General features: G+C 48.4%; 13 protein-coding genes and 2 tRNA genes. 9 read left to right on the top strand and 6 right to left on the bottom strand.

Features of this window, described 5'->3' with window-relative positions; all coding sequences use genetic code 11:
- The first annotated feature begins 158 nt into the window (after positions 1–158).
- From ppk1 to pstB, 5 genes are all read left to right on the top strand, one after another.
- Positions 159–2,225, top strand: coding sequence for a polyphosphate kinase 1 (gene ppk1, locus OSH01_RS09410; protein ID WP_266123835.1), 2,067 nt, complete (start codon positions 159–161; stop codon positions 2,223–2,225).
- Positions 2,226–2,328: 103 nt separating this feature from the next.
- Positions 2,329–3,372, top strand: coding sequence for a phosphate ABC transporter substrate-binding protein PstS (gene pstS, locus OSH01_RS09405; protein ID WP_266123834.1), 1,044 nt, complete (start codon positions 2,329–2,331; stop codon positions 3,370–3,372).
- Between the two features lie 152 nt (positions 3,373–3,524).
- The gene (pstC, locus tag OSH01_RS09400) at positions 3,525–4,463 is read left to right on the top strand and encodes a phosphate ABC transporter permease subunit PstC (RefSeq protein WP_266123833.1); all 939 of its coding nucleotides are present in this window, start codon (positions 3,525–3,527) and stop codon (positions 4,461–4,463) included.
- A gap of 14 nt (positions 4,464–4,477) precedes the next feature.
- Positions 4,478–5,341 carry a phosphate ABC transporter permease PstA gene (gene pstA, locus OSH01_RS09395; RefSeq protein ID WP_266123832.1) on the top strand — a complete coding sequence of 288 codons (864 nt, stop codon included), beginning with the start codon at positions 4,478–4,480 and terminating at the stop codon, positions 5,339–5,341.
- A 33-nt stretch (positions 5,342–5,374) separates the two neighbouring features.
- Complete coding sequence (gene pstB / locus OSH01_RS09390) at positions 5,375–6,154, top strand: phosphate ABC transporter ATP-binding protein PstB (protein WP_376918075.1); 780 nt, start codon at positions 5,375–5,377, stop codon at positions 6,152–6,154.
- A 13-nt stretch (positions 6,155–6,167) separates the two neighbouring features.
- Here pstB and OSH01_RS09385 read toward each other — a convergent pair whose 3' ends face one another.
- Both OSH01_RS09385 and OSH01_RS09380 read right to left on the bottom strand, forming a co-directional pair.
- Positions 6,168–7,796, bottom strand: a complete 1,629-nt coding sequence (locus OSH01_RS09385) for an acyl-CoA synthetase (RefSeq protein WP_266123830.1) — start codon at positions 7,794–7,796, stop codon at positions 6,168–6,170.
- Positions 7,797–7,930: 134 nt separating this feature from the next.
- A complete protein-coding gene (locus OSH01_RS09380; RefSeq protein WP_266123829.1) occupies positions 7,931–8,341 on the bottom strand; it encodes a hypothetical protein in 411 nt (136 codons plus the stop codon).
- Between the two features lie 79 nt (positions 8,342–8,420).
- Between OSH01_RS09380 and OSH01_RS09375 the strand changes: the two genes are divergently transcribed.
- The 3 genes from OSH01_RS09375 to OSH01_RS09365 are packed head-to-tail and all read left to right on the top strand — an operon-like array spanning position 8,421 to position 11,010.
- A complete protein-coding gene (locus tag OSH01_RS09375) occupies positions 8,421–8,981 on the top strand; it encodes a PepSY domain-containing protein (RefSeq protein ID WP_266123828.1) in 561 nt (186 codons plus the stop codon).
- 5 nt (positions 8,982–8,986) lie between these two features.
- Complete coding sequence (locus tag OSH01_RS09370; RefSeq protein ID WP_266123827.1) at positions 8,987–9,652, top strand: response regulator transcription factor; 666 nt, start codon at positions 8,987–8,989, stop codon at positions 9,650–9,652.
- Positions 9,649–11,010 (top strand): sensor histidine kinase, encoded by a 1,362-nt coding sequence (locus tag OSH01_RS09365; RefSeq protein WP_266123826.1) that lies wholly within the window; start codon positions 9,649–9,651, stop codon positions 11,008–11,010. Before OSH01_RS09370 ends, OSH01_RS09365 begins: the two co-directional genes overlap by 4 nt.
- 5 nt (positions 11,011–11,015) lie before the next feature.
- Here the strand turns inward: OSH01_RS09365 and OSH01_RS09360 are convergent, their stop codons facing one another.
- Together OSH01_RS09360 and OSH01_RS09355 are read right to left on the bottom strand one after the other, a co-directional pair.
- A complete protein-coding gene (locus tag OSH01_RS09360) occupies positions 11,016–11,417 on the bottom strand; it encodes a DoxX family protein (protein ID WP_266123825.1) in 402 nt (133 codons plus the stop codon).
- A 138-nt stretch (positions 11,418–11,555) separates the two neighbouring features.
- Positions 11,556–11,632 (bottom strand) — tRNA-Pro (locus OSH01_RS09355).
- Positions 11,633–11,886: 254 nt separating this feature from the next.
- On the opposite strand from OSH01_RS09355, the gene OSH01_RS09350 reads away from it, so the two are divergent.
- Entirely contained in the window at positions 11,887–15,447 is a 3,561-nt protein-coding gene (locus tag OSH01_RS09350; protein WP_266123824.1) for a BTAD domain-containing putative transcriptional regulator, read from the top strand.
- 55 nt (positions 15,448–15,502) lie between these two features.
- Here OSH01_RS09350 and OSH01_RS09345 read toward each other — a convergent pair.
- Positions 15,503–15,579, bottom strand: a tRNA-Pro gene (locus OSH01_RS09345).
- Positions 15,580–15,628: 49 nt separating this feature from the next.
- Complete coding sequence (locus tag OSH01_RS09340; protein ID WP_266123823.1) at positions 15,629–17,557, bottom strand: LTA synthase family protein; 1,929 nt, start codon at positions 17,555–17,557, stop codon at positions 15,629–15,631.
- Between the last annotated feature and the right edge of the window lie 22 nt (positions 17,558–17,579).

The raw sequence follows: 17,579 nt of genomic DNA, 5'->3' as shown, positions 1-17,579 counted from the left end.
GATATTGCATTTATTTCAGTTTCTGGCATTAAGAGTCTATTGCTATGCTCGCTTATGGTGACTTTGAGACAGTCTTAACACGCCTTCATCGAATAGTAATATAAGTGTAGTAAAAGTACGGAAGTCTTCCTCTTAACTTGTTGGGTTTCAGATATTTTATGCTTTCCTCACCTGATACTACCTTGCTAAACCGTGAGCTCTCCTTGTTGAAGTTTAATGAGCGAGTCATGGCTATGGCAGAAAACCCCAGTACCCCATTATTAGAGCGGTTGCGGTATTTGTGTATAGTGAGTTCGAATTTAGATGAATTTTTTGAAATTCGTATCTCTAGCATTAAAGAGCAGGTGTTACAAAATCCCCATAAGATCGGTGAGGATGGTTTTTTGCCCATAGAAGCTTTTAACCGGGTGCAGGAGGCCGCACATGCCTTGGTGGATAAGCAAAATAATTTGCTGATGCAGCAGGTATTGCCAAGCTTGATGGAAGAGGGAATTGGCTTACTATTTGCCGCGCAGTGGACGGAAAGCCAGCGGGAATGGGCGTATCAAACCTTCATGCGCGACGTCATGCCGTTATTAACACCGGTAGGTCTGGATCCTGCCCATCCTTTCCCTCGTGTTTATAACAAAAGCTTGAATTACATTATTGAGTTAAGCGGTAATGACGCTTTTGGGCGTACCGGTAATATTGCTATTGTCCAAGCACCTCGAGCCTTACCTAGGCTGATTCGAGTCCCTGATGAAATCTCCCATATTTCTCAAGGATATATGCTCTTGACCTCGCTCATCAGCGTGTTTGTCAATGAGCTCTTTCCGGGTATGGACGTCAAGGGTTGTTATCAATGGCGTGTCACTCGAAATAGTGACTTGTTTGTAGATGAAGAAGAAGTTACTAATTTGCGACTAGCATTGCAGGGCGAGTTATCGCAGCGTAACTTCGGTGCCGCGGTGCGCTTAGAAATTGACCAAAGCATGCCGGAAGAGCTGGAGTTTTTCTTGCAGAAAGAGTTTCAATTGGCCGCTTGGGATACCTACCGGGTACGAGGGCCTGTTAATCTTTCGCGGTTAATGCAGTTGTGTAATGTGCCAGAGCGTCCAGATCTCCAGTTTCCAGAGTACCGTGCGCCTATCCCTGCACCGTTTGATGCCGCATTTGATCACCCCAGCCAGTTGTTTGCAGCCATCGCTAAGCGCGACCAGCTATTCCATCACCCTTATCAGTCTTTCCAGCCTGTATTAAGCTTTTTGCGTGCGGCGGCGGTCGATCCAGACGTAGTAGCGATCAAGCAAACTATTTATCGTACAGGGGAAGACTCCGAGCTAATGAATTTGCTGTTATCGGCTGCACGAGCCGGTAAGGAAGTCACTGTCGTGGTGGAGCTCATGGCCAGGTTTGATGAGCAGACTAATATCAACTGGGCAGCCAAAATGGAAGAAGTGGGTGCCCATGTAAGCTATGGGGTGGTAGGAAACAAAACACATGCCAAGATGCTATTGGTCTTGCGGCGCGAAAATGGTGAGATCAGGCGTTACGGTCATGTTGGCACAGGTAACTATCACCCTCGCACGGCTAGGTTGTATACCGATTTCGGCCTGATCACAGCTAATCGAGATATCTGTGACGATATGGATAAGGTTTTTTCTTTGCTTACAGGGCTAGGGGCGTGGCGGCCATTAAAAGTGTTGTTGCAATCACCGTTTACCTTGCACGACACCATGATCGCGAAAATTAAAGCAGAAGAAGAACGAGCGCGAGAGGGTAAGCGTGCTCGCATTATGGCGAAAATGAACTCTTTGCTTGAGCCTAAGGTTATTGAGGCTTTATATAGCGCGAGTCAGGCAGGAGTGCGTGTAGATTTAATCGTACGTGGTGCTTGTGCCCTGCGCCCTGGAGTCCCCGGCTTATCCGAAAAAATACAGGTCCGCTCGTTGGTGGGGCGTTTCTTAGAACACTCACGCATATTTTATTTTTACAACGAGGGCCAAGAAGACGTTTATATGTCTTCAGCCGACTGGATGGATAGAAATTTCTTTCGCCGGGTTGAGCTTGCAGTGCCCGTGTTGGATCGCACTTTGAAACGGCGTGTTATTTCAGAAGCCTTTACTTTCGCTTTAAAAGATAATCAGCTGGCTTGGAAAGGCAATGCAGATGGCACTTATAGCCGTATTCGGACCCGTAGAGCACCCTTTAATCTGCATAACTACTTAATGGAGCGCTTAGGTTAGCGTGTTTTTTACAACTGTCATGTACATGTCATAATGCGGGCTTAACATGTTTAGACATAGCAGTTCAAAACTGCCTTATGACTAACACCAAGAGGACATATCGATGTTGAAACGTGTATTTAACAAGGTGACTATTGCTCTGGCTTTCAGTGCCTTTGCAGCAAGTGCCAATGCAATTGATATTACTGGCGCGGGTGCTTCCTTCCCGTATCCTATTTACGCTAAGTGGGCTGCCGAATACGCTAAGGAAACCAATAACCGTGTGAACTACCAATCCATTGGTTCTGGTGGTGGTCAACAGCAAATTATTGCTAAAACGGTAGACTTTGGTGCTTCTGATGACCCAATGTCCGGTGCTGCGCTGGATAAAGACGGTCTGTTGCAGTTTCCAGCGGTAATCGGTGGTGTAGTTCCTGTTGTGAACGTCGAAGGTATTGCTCCAGGTCAGTTGAAACTGTCCGGTAAAGTATTGGGCGATATCTACTTAGGTAAAGTAAGCAAGTGGGATGACGCCGCTATCAAAGCGCTTAACCCAGATGTAAAACTGCCTAACCGCGACATCGTTGTAGTACACCGCTCCGACGGCTCCGGTACAACTTTCGGTTGGACCAACTACTTGTCTAAAGTCTCTACAGACTGGAAAGATCAAGTCGGTGAAGGTAAAGCTGTTAAGTGGCCAACAGGGCAAGGCGGTAAAGGTAACGAAGGTGTTGCTGCTTACGTACGTCAGTTGAAAGACTCCATCGGTTATGTTGAGTACGCTTACGCTAAGCAAAATAATCTGGCTTGGACACAGTTGCAAAACAAAGATGGTCACTTTGTACAACCTAGCCAAGAGAGTTTTGCTGCTGCAGCGGCCAATGCCGATTGGAAGTCAGCACCAGGTATGGGTGTTATTCTGACTGAAGAGCCAGGTGCTCAGTCGTGGCCTATTACTTCTGCTACTTTTGTGCTAATGCACAAAATTCAGGATAAACCTGAGAACGGCAAAGCGGTATTGGATTTCTTTAACTGGGCTTTCGAAAACGGTGCAAAGTCAGCAGGGGAGCTAGATTACGTTGCTCTACCTAAAGAAGTTACTGACCAAATCCGTGCTACTTGGGCTGCCGAAGTTAAGAGTAAAGACGGCGCTGCGGTGTGGAAGTAATTTAGTGCTGTACTGTGATCAGTTGTAAATTGATCTCATAAGACGGCTGGTGTCTTTGATACCGCCGTCTTTATTATGTCAAAATGTCGGTTTTGTGTGTAGCGGCGATGTGCCGCCTTTAATTTTGCCGGTTGTTTAGCTGACGTCCTTATATGAAACGAAATCAGAATGCTCTCTATGATGGCCTTTTCAGGGGGCTGACGCGAAGTTTTGCGTTCCTGGTCTTTATCCTTTTGGCTGCCATATCCATCTCCCTTATCTATGGGAGCCGCGAGTCTATCCTAGAATATGGTATATCATTTTTATGGACGAACAACTGGGATCCTGTCAACGGAGTTTATGGTGCTTTAGTACCTATAGTGGGTACCCTTAGCACATCGTTAATCGCGTTGTTGATCGCTGTACCTGTATCGTTTGGTATTGCGATGTTCTTAACTGAATTATCGCCTACTTGGCTACGCCGCCCGTTGGGCACAGCGATCGAAATGCTGGCTGCGATTCCTTCCATCATTTATGGTATGTGGGGTCTGTTTGTTTTTGTACCGCTGTTTCAGCGCTACATACAGCCACACATGATCTCCCTTTTTGAGCACATTCCTGTATTGAATCAGCTTTTTGCTGGACCGGCATTTGGGATTGGGGTGTTTACTGCAGGGTTGGTGTTATCCATTATGATCATCCCTTTCATTACGGCGGTAATGCGAGATGTGTTCGAGCTTGTACCAGCCATGCTGAAAGAGTCTGCTTATGGTTTGGGAAGTACGACGTGGGAAGTCATGTGGCGTGTTGTCTTGCCGTTCACAAAAAATGGCGTCATTGGCGGCATTATGCTTGGTCTAGGGCGGGCCTTGGGTGAAACCATGGCAGTTACCTTTGTTATCGGTAACTCGTTCCGCTTACCACATTCCTTATTTGCTCCATCTAACTCCATTGCTTCCTCTTTGGCTAACGAGTTTAACGAAGCGGGTGGTATGCAAAAATCTGCCTTATTAGAGCTAGGTTTAATTCTGTTCTTGATTACTACAGTGGTGTTAGCCATCTCCAAGTTACTGCTGTTGCGCCTCGCAAAAAATGAAGGTACATCACGCTAATACGGACCAGAACCATGCTACAAAATAAATCTGCTATACATACGGATAATCCCGTTTACCGGACCCGACGCTTGGTCAATAAGGTGATGTTGACCGTTTCCTTTGCTGCCTTACTGTTTGGCTTGTTCTGGCTGTTCTGGATTATTATTACCTTAATTAGCAAAGGCAGTGCCGCCATGGCTTGGTCTTTGTTTACAGAAAGTACACCTGGCCCTGGTGGTGCTGGTGGTTTAGCCAATGCCATACTGGGTAGTGTGATGATGGCTGCGGTAGGTACTTTAATTGGTACACCCATTGGAATCTTGGCGGGTACCTATTTAGCCGAATTTGGGCAACGAGGTTGGTTGGCTCCGGCTACGCGTTTTTTGAATGATGTATTGCTGTCTGCACCTTCCATTGTGATCGGTTTGTTTATTTATGCGGTGTACGTGGCTCAGGTTGGTCACTACTCGGGTTGGGCGGGAGCCTTAGCACTGGCTATTCTAGTCATTCCTGTGGTGGTACGCTCAACCGATAATATGTTGTCCTTGGTGCCTAATAGTTTGCGCGAAGCGGCAGCTGCCTTGGGTTGCCCTCAATGGAAAATTATTCTGTCCATCTCTTATAAAGCAGCGCGTTCAGGCATTGTGACTGGGGTACTGTTGGCTGTTGCTCGTATTTCTGGTGAGACCGCACCATTGCTGTTTACAGCATTGAATAACCAGTTCTTGTCATTCAACATGAATGGACCTATGGCTAACTTGCCATTTGTTATTTACGCTTTTGCTTCCAGCCCGTTCGAGGATTGGAACAACTTAGCCTGGTCTGGAGCGGTACTGATTACCTTACTGGTTCTTAGTATTAATATACTCGCGCGTAGCCTGTTCCGAAATAAATAAGCTTACATGGAGCGCCCTTGTGGGCTGATGAATATGACTGCAATAAATTTTGCTGATGTACGTACTAAGCTAGAAATTAAAGACTTAAACTTTTATTACGGCAATTTTCATGCTCTAAAGAATGTCAATATGTCGATTAAGGAAAATAAAGTGACTGCGTTTATCGGACCTTCCGGTTGCGGTAAGTCTACTTTGTTGCGCACCCTTAATCGCATGTATGAACTCTATCCTGGGCAGACGGCAAAGGGCCACATTTTGCTCGATGGCGAAGACTTGCTGACTTCTAAGCAAGACATTTCCTTGATACGAGCAAAAGTAGGAATGGTGTTTCAAAAACCTACGCCTTTCCCCATGAGTATTTATGATAACGTTGCTTTCGGGGTGCGTTTGTTTGAGCGCCTAAGTAAAGGCGAAATGGATGAGCGTGTTGAGTGGGCACTGACTAAAGCCGCCCTATGGGGAGAGGTGAAAGATAAGCTGCACCAAAGCGGTAATGGCTTGTCCGGTGGTCAGCAACAACGTTTGTGTATAGCTCGTGGCGTCGCTATTAAGCCCGAGGTATTGTTGTTAGATGAACCGTGCTCGGCATTGGATCCTATCTCTACGGCTAAAATTGAAGAGCTTATAGCTGAACTCAAGACCGACTATACCGTCGTTATTGTTACGCATAATATGCAGCAAGCGGCGCGCTGTTCTGATTACACCGCTTATATGTATTTAGGCGAACTCATGGAGTTTGGCGAAACCGACCAGATTTTCGTGAAACCTAGTCGGAAAGAAACCGAAGATTACATTACTGGACGCTTCGGTTAAACGGTACTCCGTGTTAAGACTCGGCATCGCGCAAAGCATGTCGAATAAGCTTGCCCGTGGTTGTCATGGGCAGGCTGTCTCTGAACTCTACAATACGTGGGTATTCATGTGCAGCAACACGCTCACGTACATGATTTTGTATATCTGTAACGAGTTCAGGGCTGGGCTGATAGCCAGGCTTCAGCACTACAACTGCTTTTACTAGTTCGGTGCGTTCAGGGTCGGGTACTCCGACAACCGCGGCAAGTGCGACGGCAGAATGGGCCAGTAAAGAGTCTTCTATCGGGCCAGGGCCAATGCGATAGCCCGCGCTGGTAATTACATCGTCCGCCCGGCCGACGAAGCGCAGATAACCTTCGTCATCTTGCACACCGCGGTCACCGGTTAGTAAAAAATCACCGACGAACTTTTGCGCTGTAGCCTGTGCTTGATTCCAGTAACCAAGAAACATTACGGGATCGGGGCGGCGTACGGCAATATTTCCTTCGTGTCCAACAGGTAGTGGATGCCCTTGCTCGTCAACAATTTGCACATCGTGCCCAGGCACTGCTTTTCCCATGATGCCTTGCCGATTAGGGAACCAAGCTGAGCAGGACGATACAATCATATTGCATTCTGTTTGGCCGTAGAACTCGTTAATCGTTATGCCAAGCTCTGTTTTAGCCCATTGCAATAGTTCCACCCCTAATGACTCGCCGCCACTAGCAATAGAGCGTAGCTTTAATGGCCAGCGCTGTTTAATGCCACGTAAATGGCGCAGAGCTTTAAGGGCGGTAGGGGGTAAAAACGTATGACTAACCCCGTGTTTGGCCATTAGTTCGCAGGCGGCCTCGGGGGTGAATTTTTTAAAACGGTGCGCCAGTACCGGAATTCCATGATGCCAAGCAGGTAGCAGTACATCGAGTAGACCTCCGATCCATGCCCAATCTGCAGGCGTCCACATAAGCTCTGCTTGATTAGGGAGAAAGTTATGAGACATCTCTACACCGGGCAAGTGTCCGAGTAAGACGCGGTGGGCATGCAGAGCACCTTTGGCTGAACCCGTAGTGCCCGAGGTGTAAATCAATAGGGCAGGGTCTTCCGCTTTAGTTGGTGGCGTACTTGGGCTATCAGGCTTTGCATCGTGAATGCTTTCCCAAAAATCTGAAGTGGACAGCAGAGCGTCGTGTTTAGGCCCTACACAGTAAATATGCTGCAGGGCGGTTAACTGGGCATGAATGGGGGTGATTTTTTCCAGACCGTGTGGGTCGGTAATCAGTGCTATAGCGCCTGAGTCTTTTAATCTGTGCTGTAGGGCATCATAGCCAAACAAAGAGAATAAAGGCATGGCGATAGCGCCGATTTTATAGACGGCCAAGTGAGCGATGGCGGTCTCTAAGCCCTGAGCCAGCAATATACCTACGCGGTCGCCTTGGCTGATGCCCTTTGCTAGTAAGGCGTTTGCAAAGTGGTCTGACCAAGATTTTAACTGATCAAAGCTGTAATAGTGGGTATGACCGTTATCGTCTTCTTGGATAAGAGCCAGTTTGTCAGAGCCATCGGCCCACTTATCACAGACGTCGTGAGCGATGTTGTAGTACGTGGGGATGGACCAGTGAAATTGTTGTTGATTATTTTGGTAGTCCAAGCTGGGGTCAAGCATAGATGCACCTTGAGGTCGTTTCTTCTGAATTTATATATGGTATAGCGCTTCTGAAGTGAAACCTATACGTATAAATCAGGGGTAGCCGAAACCGTATTTGGGTTTCGGCAATTCGATCTTAGGTGGATTAGCTATTATGACTGATTAGCGTGTTCGGGGTTTTGCTGGGGCTTGTCTTTACGATGATGCCGGCGTTGACGCCTATCGTCTTTTTTGTGCTCCCAGACGGTAAACCCAGTTTTGCCAGCCTCTTGCTTCAAGCGTAGTACCTGACCCTCTGTGTTGACTACGGTCACTACTACTCCTTGACGGCCTTGTTTAATGCTACCTACCTTTGTGTAGCCGTCTTTCTTTAATTGCTCGTAGACAGGGCCAATATCTTGAATCTGTTCTGCAGTGAGTCGTTGATGATTACGTTCAGCCCTAGGGGCTTGTGTCTGCTCGGTTGGAACGGCTGGTTTGACGGCATCTTGGGCCCATGTGGATGTGGCGCCTAATAGGCCCAAACTTAGAGTGATACTGCTCAGTATGTGTTTTGCGTTCATTTAAAACTCCGTGCGTTGAAACAACGATTTGCGTTAAGCTGATGCCATTGTGCAGGACTGAGTCTGAACCGATGCTGAAGTGCCCGTTCATCTTTCGTTCATCTGGACCTTGCTATATAAAGCTTATGGTGTTGTCTCATGCTGGGAGGAAATGATGTGCGGCTATGCACGTGTATGGGGGGTGGGGGTATGCTTGTTGATGGCACAGTGGGGCTCGTTGCATGCTCAGTCCGCTGCTTGGACAATAACGTCGTTAGGCACAGAACAGTTTTATCCGTTTAGGCCGTCGGCTCACGTCCATTGGGCGCAGGTTGATGCTCCTTCGCGGTTGACCACCTCATCCGATAAGTCACTCGACTCTCCCTTCTCCGAGCCTGCGTATCGCGGGCACGAGCAAGCGATTGAAGCCGTTCGTCGTGGTGAAGCTAAACCTTTACGACAAATTTTGCAGCATCTATACCCTCAATATCCGGGACGTATATTGCGCGTGCAGTTTCATTTTGATCCCCATTTCCATGTCTGGGTGTATGACATTCGTATGCTGCAGGAAGATAAAATATTGCTACGTCTAAAAGTGGATGCGTTAACAGCAGAGGTGTTGCGTGTGCGTGGTCGCCATAAATCTAAGAAAGGACATTGAGGGTTATGCGTATATTGTTAGTAGAAGATGAGCCTGTGTTAGCGGAGCAGCTTAAGTCTGCATTGGAGCGTGCTGAATATGTGGTGCAACACGTTGCTGAGGGCCCTGAGGCCTTGTACCAGGGCGCTGAGCAAGTCTATGATGCGGCGATTCTAGACTTGGGCCTGCCTGGACTAGATGGTTTGTCGGTGTTACGCCAATGGCGCGCGGCAGGTGTAGCGTTGCCGGTACTCGTTCTAACGGCACGTAGCGAATGGCACGAAAAAGTGGCTGGGATTGATGCCGGTGCTGACGATTATTTAGCTAAGCCTTTTCATATGGAAGAGTTAATGGCCCGCCTACGAGCATTGTTGCGGCGGGCTGCAGGGCAGGTCTCCGCACAGTTAAAACTAGGGCAATTGACTTTGGATACCAGTAGCAACCAAGTGACTTATGCTGGCACAGCGTTGAGTCTGACGAGCCACGAGTACCGATTGTTAGCATTTTTAATGCATCATCCGGGAAAGGTGTTTTCTCGTGCTGACTTGACGGAACACTTATATGCCCAAGATTTCGAGCGGGACTCTAATACCATTGAAGTGTTTATTGGCCGTCTGCGGAAAAAGTTTCCCGCCAGTTATATAGAAACCGTTCGTGGGTTGGGCTATAAGCTAGTTGATCCTCAAGCATGAAAAAGCAATACCTAACGTTATGGCCTAAGTCTTTACAAGGTCGTTTGTTGCTGGGAACCCTGACGTGGATAGTATTGCTTGTCTCGGTGGCGGGGTTCGGCTTATATCGTCTTTTTCAGGACCATGTATATCGTCAGTTTGAGATGACGTTGCAAACGCATATTGACCAGATTATGGCTGATATCAATCTGGATGATCTGGATAATTTGGTTTTGCAATCCCGCTTAAGCAATCCCTTATTTGAGCAGCCTTATTCGGGCATGTACTGGCAAATTGCTTTGAGTGAGCCCGCGGGCTGGCGAGTGGTGTTGCGTTCTACGTCGCTTTGGGATGAAGCGTTAGAGACTGAGCTACCAACGTTAGGCGTACTAACAGACACTTTGTTAGGTCCAGAGCATCAAGCCTTGTTGTCGTTGAGTCAAGAGTTGGAAGACGTTGATGAACAAGGACAACGCTTGCTAATTACGGTAGCAGGGGATGTACGTTTGGTCGCCCAACCTTTAGAGCGTTTGCATCGTATTTTGCTGTGGTCGTTGGGCGGCCTGGTGCTGGGTTTGGTTGTAGCGGCCTTATTGCAATTGTTTTTAAGCTTGTATCCCTTGCGCACTTTACGGGCGCGCTTACTGGAGGTGCAGCAAGGGCATTCACGTACCATGCAGGGGCATTTCCCCTCTGAGGTGCAGCCATTGGTAGAGGATTTTAACGCTGTATTGAAAGCCAATGATGAGATGGTAGAGCGAGCAAGGGCGCAAGCTGGAAACTTGGCGCATGCCCTAAAAACTCCGTTGAGTATCTTGGCTAATGCGGCACGTGTTAACGAGCCTGGCCTGGCGGCCTTAGTCCAAGAGCAGGTGACAGCCGCACAGCGACAAGTGGATCACCATTTGAGTCGTGCACGGGCAAGCGCAGTGCGCACAGTGGGAGTGCGTACTCCTATATACCCTGTCATCACTTCTTTATGCCGCGTCATGGAAAAAATTTACCCTCCCATAGAGCTCGTGTTGGAGCAGGATGATTTGGGACTAATATTTCGTGGCGAGGAGCAGGATTTACAAGAGATGGTTGGCAACTTGCTAGATAATGCTTGTAAATGGGCTGAAAACAGGGTGTGGTGCCATGTTGGCGTGATGCAAAATAGGGTACAAATTAGGGTAGAAGACGATGGCCCCGGACTGGCGGATGAGCATCTCGAGCGAATTTTTAGACGAGGACAACGACTTGATGAGCGTCATCCCGGTTTTGGGTTGGGCTTGGATATCGTAAGTGAACTGGTGCAAAGTTACCATGGGCAATTACAAGCAGAGCGGTCCTGCCGCGGAGGGTTATGCATACGCTTGTATCTGCCAGTGATGACCTAGACACTTTAGTTCCAGCGCCCGGCCGCGCCTATGCTGTATCGCCCTGGCCCCAACAACGCACAGCTTATGGCACCAACCAAAAAAAGCATGGGCAATTCTAAGGCCCACGTTCCCTGAGCGCTGAACGAACCAAACTGGTTCCAGTGGGCCAAAATAAGTGCCGCCACCATATTGACGGCTGCCAACAGGCCCCCTAACCGAGCATACGTGCCTAGAATCAATAACAGTGGCGCCACTACCTCGCCAACGTAGACCCCCCAAGCGAGCATCGATGGTAGGCCTTGTGCGACCACCATTTTTTCTATGCCGCTAATACCAAAGCGGATTTTGGCAATACCGTGTAGTAGTAAGAGTATGCCTACGGTCAATCGTAGCAATAGGCGACCCAAGTCTTCTTGATTCAACATACAGCACCTTAGCAACTTGATTTGCTTAGATTGTAAAGCTTATAGAGCCGGTGATGGCAAGAGTAATCAGCTTAGGCAGTAAGTGAAAAAGACAAAAAAAATCCACACACTAGGTAGTGTATGGATTTTTTTTAAATATGGTCGGGGCGATAGGATTCGAACCTACGACCCTCTGGTCCCAAACCAGATGCGCTACCAGGCTGCGCTACGCCCCGAAGAAAAGAATAATAGCACTTTTTGTAGTAATAAAGCAAGCTCAAAAGTGCTGGGTGCAAATCTTTCTTTTACAGGTCCTTACTTTTTTTAGAGATAAGCTGCTTATATTGCCTATTGCGCTTTGTTTTATATTAGTCTGCCTATACTGTTGGGTGGGCAGTGAGCGATTTAGCGTATTTTCTTACGTTATGGTGCTGCTACATTATTGAGACAATAACTACTCATTATCGCCACGAAAGATGGCGCATTATCCGTGATTACATTACAAGTTTTAGGCCGCTTTAGTTTGACCGTAGGCCAGCAAAATTGCACTGATTTATTGAGTTACGATAAGGTCAAGCTCCTTGTGGTGGTGTTGTGTCTGGCGCAGGGTAAAGCGGTATCCCGAGATAAACTAGCGGCGTTGTTCTGGCCTGATTTACCACGTGTTAAAGGCTTGGCTCGTTTGCGTCATGCACTGCATACTTTACGTCAAGCGTTAGGTGAGCATAGTGGCTGCTTGGTTGGCACCGCGTGTGGGGTGAGTTTGCAAGCAGAGCAGTTGAAAGTTGATTTATTGTCCCTATTAGACAGATATGGGGAGTCTGTAGAGCTGCGTAGCGTGATGTTGGATGAGTCACCGTTTCTCGCTGGTTTGAAGTTGCCGCTACATCAAGAGTTTCAGGCGTGGCGGCAACCTTGGCAAGAGGCGTGGGAGCAGGAGCTTTTACGCTATCGCACGGAATACATAGAGCATTCACTTGAGAACGGTGAGTTGTTACCCGCCTTAGTGAAGGCCCAGAATTGGTTGCAAAATAGGCCGAACGAGGAGCACTATCATCGTTTTGTTATACGGATTTTGCTTTTGCTGGGCCACTCTGAAAAGGCACAGCAAGCGTATAGGTATTGCAGTTGGTGGCTATACCAGCACAAAGGGCGCGCTCCTTCAATTGAAACTCAGGCGTTGTTACAAACTGCGGTAGGTGGTACAGAGTGCTTAATGAAACACACTGATACCTCGATGTACCGAGCAGTCGCAACGGTGGCTTTTGCGCTTTCTTGGGATGATAATGTAGCCGCTCAAAAGGACTCTACTTGGTGGGAGGATGATGCAGAGCCCGAGGAGGCTCGTATTTTCTTGCAGCTATGGCAGGAACAGATAGTTGAAGAGGCTGCTAAATGTGGAGGATGGGTCAATCAGCATGCAGGCTCAACGATCTTCGTGCATTTTGGTTATCCGAAGCAGCTTGAGGACCCTGTGGAGCAAGCTTGGTTATTGGCCGAGCAAGTCAGCACGTATAAAACACCCGAGTCGGTGAAAATAGGTATAGCCATACACGTTAATTTGGTACTGCTGAATGGCGATTTTCAAAGCAATTTTAATGGTTTGCTGGGGCAAGTGTTAACACCATTAGTGTGGTTGGCTGAGCATGGGGAAATATTACTGAGTACGCAAGCCGCTGCTCGTCTGCCGCAGCGGGCGGTTGAGCGTTGTGTACGAGCAGGAAAGACGGTGTACCGGGTAGTCGACGCAGCGGCAAAAGTTGAGTCGGCATTGATAGGGCGGTTAACTGAGTTTGAATATTTAATTGCGCAATGGAAGGCAAGCCGTGAGCGTCAAACAGTTGTAGGGGTGCAAATACATGCACCGTATGGAGTGGGGAAAACGCGTTTGGCGGCGGCTTTGAGTCAGTATGCTGCCCGCGATACAGCGCGGGTGGTCAAGCTAAATTTGGATGCTATAAGCTGGCTTGAGCTACAAGAACAGGTGGCGGAATTTTTTGACACAAATAAGGGGGCATTGCCTCCGAGCTATACCGTTGATTCTTGCTTAATCGCTACTACGTTAGGTTTTAGCGAGCAGGATATGCAGGCAGTAAAAAACCAATGGTGTAAGCGCGAGCAGGCGCTTACGGGTGCTGGGCAGAAGTTTGGTTTGGTCAGAGTGTTGCAAGTATTACAGCAGCTCGAATCTACGTGCCCATTATTGGTAGTGTTAGACAATATAAATCCGTTACGGGCACAGGATATTAAGTTTATACATGCTGTGTGGTCGGCGTTTGAACAAGGCCATAGCCAGGCGATGATATTGTTTTTGTCTCGGAAAGAGTTGCCTTTGCCCCCGGAGTGTGTCGCGTTGCGTTTACCTGCGTTAAATGAGCTAGATACACAAAAGTATGTGCAAGCCAGTGTGCGAACCTTGAAATGTAGCTCCGAAGATAAATGGTATTTGAGTACGCACAGTAGGGGCCGGCCAGCTTATTTGGAAGCTATGTTGCATTTGCTGCGTTTAGGTTTACCACTTAATTATTTGCCTAGGGTAGCCGATATGTTGTTGTATAAATTGGCAATGTTAGCGCCTGAGGTACGGTCTTGCTTTTATTTGTGGGCGTTGTGGGACAAAGGTACCCCCCAAGCATTCGCCCAAATGCAAGGCGTAGATCTGGCGCAACAACAGTCTATGCAGGAACGCTTGTTAGCCTATGGCTTGTTAAGCAATAGCCACGGAAAGGTGGAGTGCGATCAGGTTATGAGCAACGCTGCACGTCAAATTATGACGAAGGCAGATCGTCAAGAGCTTTACGGGATGCTTGCCAACTATTTGATTCAGCATGATTACGATGCGGCCGAGGTGGCTCAGTGCTTGTTGCAGGCGCAAAGCTCGGAAGCGCTAGTGTGGTGGCATAAAGCGGTTGACAATGCATTGGGCTTGGGAGATTTGCCGCAAGCAGCCGAGCATTTATCGAACGCTTTGCAAAGCTTGCAGTATATGAAAGATATCACTCTGCGGCGCCAGTTTGAGTACGAGGCACACTTGACTCAAGCGAGTTTGGGTATTAGCCATCAGGGGCCTGCTTGCTTCGAAGCAGTCCAGGCGTATGAGCGAGCATCGGAGTTGCCAGTGACTCCTGAAGCAGAGCTACCTTTAATATGGGGGCGTTGGGTGGTGGCGCACGGGGCGGGTGAGTTGAATACTGGCTTAAGTTTATCTCGCCACCTGCAGAAACAGGCTTGGAAAAGTCGCCACAGTGTGTGGTTTGGTTGGGGGTTGTATGCAGAGGCGCAGTATTGGTTTTGGCGAGGTAGTCCCTTGCCAGCAGAACAACGGCTTTGCGAGGCAATCGAGCTGCTCGATTATACTCCGGGAGCGCCTGATATAAGTCGAACGTTAGGTTTGCATTCTCCCGCTCTGGCCCATAGCTTGCTGGGTTTAGTGCGGGTGTTAAAAGGGGCTAATGAGCTGAAGCCTCTACAAAAAGCCATAACGCTTGCGCGGCAGACAGCCGCATCGCCTGTTTCGTCTATGATTTGTGAAATACACTTTTTGCGTGGTCTGTATTTGACTAATCAGTTAAAACAGGCAGGGGAGTACAGCCGCCATTTATTGTCTCTACTGCCCCCGTCGTTTAAAGGTAGTATCTGGGAGGCAGTGCTACAAACATATAGTTTATTGACGCATGACACAGGGTTTGACGCGCAGTCGGTATTGCCCAAAGTCAGTGAGTTGCTGCCCGCTTTTGAACAAAACATGCCCTTAGGGTTAGATGCGTTTTTATGCGTGGTAGCGCGTTGCTACGTACAGCGGCAAAACTATGAGCAAGCCTTAGTATGTTTGGCGCGTGCTGAAAAAATTAGTAGGGAGCGAGACTCAGTACTGATGTGGCCAGAAATTTTATGTCTACGGGCAGACATCCTTGATGCAACTCATCAAAACAGTGAGGCCCAAGCGAGCTGGTATCAAGCCTTAGAGCAGGCCAACAACACCGGTTTGCATGTGTATCGTGCGTGGTTAGCAGAGCCAAGACGTTTAGGAAAGCACGCTGTTACAGCTTAATGCTCATCAGGCCTAGGTAACAAAAAAGCCATGCGATGCATGGCTTTTCAGTAAATGGTCGGGGCGATAGGATTCGAACCTACGACCCTCTGGTCCCAAACCAGATGCGCTACCAGGCTGCGCTACGCCCCGACTGGCAAAGACGTAAATAGTAGCATTGCTAGGGTGGTTTAGCAAGTATCTAGCTTGGTGAGTAGGCCGTGTTTTTTGTTTGTAAATGCGGTAACGAATAGGCTCTTTGGTGGTAAGCCCAAGCGGGCCAAAGGACGTGGGCAAGCGCTTCTTGGCTAAGTTGCTGATCAATCGGCACTGGCGTGTAGCTGTCTGGAGCCACGTATTGATACTGTTCAGGCTCATGGTGAGGAGCTAAAACCAGTAATTGATCACCTTTTAGGTAGCCGTAGTTTTCGTTGTATTGCATCATCGCGCGGCCATAGGCGTGCTCGGGAGCAAAGGGCAGGCAAAGGTCTTTACCAATCATGGGATGCTCACTGCTGATGCCAATCAGGGACAACAAAGTGGGGGGGAGATCGATCTGACTAATAATACGTTCGTCTTGGCGAGCTTCCACACTGCCTCCTAAAATTAGGGCGGGAATATGAAAGTGGCGGATAGGTACTAAGCTGGCGCCTCCTACGCGTGAGTCGTGATCGGCGACGACTAAGAAGACGGTGTTTTCCCAGTAGTCAGCTTGTTGAGCTTTGCGAAAAAAATCCCCAATAGCCCAGTCAGCATAACGCACGGTATTTTGGACGGTGGCTGGGTCTCCTTGAGCCTCAATACGACCTGCTGGGTATTCCCATGGAGAGTGGTTGCTAACCGAAAATGCCAGGGTAAGGGAGGTTTGGTTTTGTTCTTGATCTTGTTCAAGTAGTTGATGTAGCTTGTTGAACATATCTTCATCGCTAGCCCCCCAAGTGCCTACAAAGGCAGGATTTTCAAAGCTGGGAAGATCGTGCAGTTCGTCAAAGCCATTGCCCAAGAAGAAACTTTTCATATTATCAAAATGGGCTTCGCCGCCATAGATAAAGCGCGAACGATAATTAAATTGTTTCAGTAGTTGAGCCAAAGTAAAGAATTGGCTTTGTGAACCAGGAAGACGTAATACGGCATCCGCCAAAGTAGGTGGAAAGCCTGCACTGATGGCCTCTAAGCCGCGCACCGAGCGGGTGCCAGTGGCGTAGGCTTGGCGAAAGTGCCAGCCTTGCTCGCTGAGCTTGTCGAATTCGGGGGTAAGGCCTGCACCACTTAAGGCGCCCACATATTGCGCTCCTAAGCTTTCCTGCACAATCAACACTAGATTGAGCGGACGTGCATGTTTTTTTTGTGCAGTTTGCTGATGTAGGGTAGGCAGATGGTCAGGGCCTGCAGGTATATTTGCACACTCACGCACTATATTTTGCATGGTTTCAGTTGGCATGCCACCGTATACGTCTTCGGCGGAACGTTCGTTTTTCATACTGTAAATGGCGTATGCCACGTTATACAGCGAGTTTAGCGGTAGGGTGTTGACCATGCTGTCGCCACACCATGCCACTGTAGAGGGGTTAATGGGTCGATGGGCTAGCGTGCCACGAATAGCTAGGGTGCACAGCGCCATGGCAACTATCATCCACACGGGGCGCCACCATAATCCCATAGATTGATCCGCTGCTATGGTGCCAAATAGACTCCATCCCCCCCACACGATGGCGGTCAGGGCTAGTATGGCAACCAGCAGCATCAGCTTGTAACCCTTCCAAAGCATACCCATCACCTCTTGTGGGTGCTTAAGATAATCCACATATAAGCGGTTGGGACGCGTGTCGTACTCAATAATAAATTGTGGGGTAGAGACCTCTAAAAGCACGAGCAGGAACCAAGCGAAGGTAAACCATATTGCACTTATGGTGACTGCCCAGGGCCAGTGACCTATCCAGGGGGCTAACAATACTACAGGCGCTATAATCGCCGCGATCATCAATAAGTCGATGCGTAAGCCGCCTAGTAATACAGGGACCAAACCGCCAGCCTGCTTAACACGTTGCCATTGCCAAACTGAAAAAATCAGCCTAAAAGCCGTGAGCATGAGCAGTGCAGTGGGAATAAAGGTATAAATTAAAGTACGCATGGTAGATTAGCGACAGAGCAGA

The organism is Alcaligenes endophyticus, from assembly GCF_026344035.1.
GTDB classification, from domain to species: Bacteria; Pseudomonadota; Gammaproteobacteria; order Burkholderiales; family Burkholderiaceae_B; genus Alcaligenes; species Alcaligenes endophyticus.
The sequence above is the reverse complement of the archived record's forward strand: the minus strand, read 5'-3'. Positions and strand labels throughout refer to the sequence as shown.

Bases quoted from the DNA above. Each gene is read 5' to 3' on its own strand.
- pstB (WP_376918075.1), top strand. From the start codon at position 5,375: ATGACTGCAATAAATTTTGCTGATGTACGTACTAAGCTAGAAATTAAA.
- OSH01_RS09365 (WP_266123826.1), top strand. From the start codon at position 9,649: ATGAAAAAGCAATACCTAACGTTATGGCCTAAGTCTTTACAAGGTCGT.
- OSH01_RS09370 (WP_266123827.1), top strand. From the start codon at position 8,987: ATGCGTATATTGTTAGTAGAAGATGAGCCTGTGTTAGCGGAGCAGCTT.
- ppk1 (WP_266123835.1), top strand. From the start codon at position 159: ATGCTTTCCTCACCTGATACTACCTTGCTAAACCGTGAGCTCTCCTTG.
- pstC (WP_266123833.1), top strand. From the start codon at position 3,525: ATGAAACGAAATCAGAATGCTCTCTATGATGGCCTTTTCAGGGGGCTG.
- OSH01_RS09385 (WP_266123830.1), bottom strand. From the start codon at position 7,796: ATGCTTGACCCCAGCTTGGACTACCAAAATAATCAACAACAATTTCAC.
- OSH01_RS09380 (WP_266123829.1), bottom strand. From the start codon at position 8,341: ATGAACGCAAAACACATACTGAGCAGTATCACTCTAAGTTTGGGCCTA.
- pstA (WP_266123832.1), top strand. From the start codon at position 4,478: ATGCTACAAAATAAATCTGCTATACATACGGATAATCCCGTTTACCGG.
- pstS (WP_266123834.1), top strand. From the start codon at position 2,329: ATGTTGAAACGTGTATTTAACAAGGTGACTATTGCTCTGGCTTTCAGT.
- OSH01_RS09340 (WP_266123823.1), bottom strand. From the start codon at position 17,557: ATGCGTACTTTAATTTATACCTTTATTCCCACTGCACTGCTCATGCTC.
- OSH01_RS09360 (WP_266123825.1), bottom strand. From the start codon at position 11,417: ATGTTGAATCAAGAAGACTTGGGTCGCCTATTGCTACGATTGACCGTA.